The following is a 2664-nucleotide window of genomic DNA, read 5'->3' as shown; positions in this document are numbered from 1 at the left end:
CCAGGCGCCCAGCGTGCCGCGCAGGGCAAAGCGCCAGCAGCACCAGGGCAGCACCACGGCCAGCAGCGCCAGCAGCACGACGCCGCGGTATTTATACGCCAGTTTCATAGTTGGATTTCGATGCGGAACGACAGCCGCTCGCCGTCGCGCTCCTTTTCCACATGCGCAAGCCGCACGGCGCGGCAGCAGCACGCGTCCGACAACCCTTGCACGAAAGCCGAAATATCGGCCGCGGCAGGAGCCGTCCCGCCCAGGAGTACGATACCCGCGCGCCGTTGCAAGGGTTTCCCGGCCTCGAAACGTCTGGAGAGGGGTTCGACATCGAGCGACGTCAGCACGACCCGCGCAGGCACGGCACGGGCGACACGGTCGCAGAGTAGGGCGCGGGAAACACGGGGGGAGGCGGTAAATTCAGCCAGCAACTCCCGCTGCCGGGCTCCCGCCGATGCGGCGTTCGAGGCCGTCCGTTCCCGGGCCGCGAGTTCCGACTCCAGCGACTGCCGCCGGGCGTACAGCCGAGGCGAAAGCACCGCATTGACCGTAAGCAGCAGCAGGAACAGCCCCAGAACCGGGAAGACGAGCCGCCGCACCAGCACCTGCGCCGCAGCCGAAGAGGCCGGCGCGGGTTTCAGCAGCGCCTTCCACGACAGACCCGCATGAACCTGCCGCACGAACTCCCCAGCCGCATGGCCGAAATCCGCCGCACAGCCGGCGCAGAAAATACGCACCGGAACGATATTGCGCGCGGCGAGCTCCTCCTCCGCCGCACGGAGCCGGTCGCGGCGGACGAACGAAGTACACCCGTTTGCAGTGCTCCACAGAAAAGTTTCCGGGGCGGACTTTACGCGGGCCGTAACCTCCGCCTCGTCGGGCTTGGTGACAACCCCCCAGCCGCAGATGACCGCCGCAGCGAGGCACCCTTTCGCAGCCGCCGGATTCACGGACACGACCTCGCCCCGGCGCCACATCGACACACCGACGACACATTCGCCGCACGGGGTGAACTCCACACGCACCAGAGCGATGCGCCCCAATATGCGGGAAAGCAGCTTCATTCGATGACCGTCGGTTTGATAAACACGTTGAGCGTACGCTCGACCTTGTTGCGCTTCTGCTTGCCGAAGAACCACTTGATGACCGGAACACGCGCCAGAAACGGGATGCCTCGCGAGGACTTCTCCATCGAGTTGCGGTCAAGACCGCCCAGAAGCACCATCTCCTCGTTCTGAACCTTGACAATCGACCTGAAACTCCGCGTGGCCGTGCCCGGCGGGGCGTTGTCGGCGACACGGTCGGTGAACTCGGTCTGCTCGAATTCGATTTCAAGCGTGATATGCCGGTCTTCGGACACATAGGGCGTCACCTTGACCGACAGGTTGGCATCCACCGATTTCCACTGGTAGGATTCCGACGAAATCGGATTCTGGGTGCCGTAGTAATTGTTCTGCACCTCCTTGTAGTACTGCGTCTCCCCGCTGGTGAGCGTAGCCTCGTGCCCGTTGAGCGTCGAGAGCTTGGGCGTGGACTGCAACCGGATCGTACCGTTTTCCTCCAACGCCTGCAAACTCAAATAGAAGTTCGGCGTCACCTTTCCCAGATTTACCGTACCCCGGATACGCTGCAGCAGGTTATTCACCGCCCCGGCGCTGTAAGTCATGTCCACGCCCGGACCCAGCACCCCCGAGGTCGGCACCGGAGACTTGCCTACCCCGCCGCCGATACCCAGCTCGCGGATATTGCTTTTCGTGACGTCGGCGATGATGATTTCCATCGTAATCAGCGGCACGGGTTTGTCGATGGATTTCACGAAGGTTTCCACGCGCACCACGTCACGCCTGTCGCCGCCCAGCACCAGGCTGTTCAAATCGGGGAAAGTCTTGATTTCCACACCCTGCTTCAACGCCGCGGGAATAACCTCTTCGACTTTCGAAACGGCCCGGAAAGCCAGCGCAACAACGCTCGCCGACGCAAGACCGTCGCCCTGGGCAGCACCGAAAACGTAGATGCCGCGCTCGCAGTAGTAGGAATACTGCGATCCCTTGAGCAGCACCGCCAGCAGCGTTTCGAAATCCGTCGCGTCGACCCAGATGCCCGTCGTCAGGCTCACCGGCGACTTGAAATAGTAGTTCAGCCCGAGCTGCTCGCACAGGTCGAGGATAATATCCTGCACCTGCCCGCGCACGATGTGCGCCGTGATGCGCCCCAGCGAATCGACCTGCAGTTCGTTTACGGTAAACCGGCGACGGCGCGTATACGACGGCCCCGCAGAGGAGCCCTCCTGCGGCGCGGCCTGCGCCCGGTAAAAAGTCCACACCTCCTGCGCATCCTTCTCGGCCATAAGGCCGTTGACCGAGGCGAGTGTCTGCAGGGCCCCGTCCAACGGCATGGCCCGAACATAACCCGATATTTTGTAGTCGAACAACGGCTCGGGAACAACGATGTTGCGGCCCGAGAAAATCGTGATTTTCTTCGCCACATCGCTCAGACGCTCCCCCCGCAAATCGTAGAAAAGCGTCGTGTCGGCGGCATTGTAGAAAATTTCCGGTTCGGGGCGCGGAGCAGGAACGGAAACGGCGGGAAAGACAGACAGGATGTTGCCCGTGGTTTCCACGTCGAGTGTGTACTCGCGGCAGAGGAAACGCACGAGCTCGTCGACACGCGCAC

General features: G+C 62.7%; 2 protein-coding genes. Both read right to left on the bottom strand.

All coding sequences use genetic code 11. The features are described 5' to 3' along the window. Positions 1-104: 104 nt before the first annotated feature. Positions 105-1055 (bottom strand): hypothetical protein, encoded by a 951-nt coding sequence (locus QZT71_RS12325; protein WP_295916649.1) that lies wholly within the window; start codon positions 1053-1055, stop codon positions 105-107. Further along, positions 1052-2664: type II secretion system protein GspD (locus tag QZT71_RS12320; protein WP_295916648.1), on the bottom strand; the 1613-nt coding region annotated here is incomplete at its 5' end. The genes QZT71_RS12325 and QZT71_RS12320, both read right to left, overlap by 4 nt.

This window comes from uncultured Alistipes sp. (genome assembly GCF_902388705.1).
GTDB lineage: Bacteria > Bacteroidota > Bacteroidia > Bacteroidales > Rikenellaceae > Alistipes.
This window is presented reverse-complemented; position numbering and strand designations above follow the sequence as displayed.

Bases quoted from the DNA above. Each gene is read 5' to 3' on its own strand.
- QZT71_RS12325 (WP_295916649.1), bottom strand. From the start codon at position 1,055: ATGAAGCTGCTTTCCCGCATATTGGGGCGCATCGCTCTGGTGCGTGTG.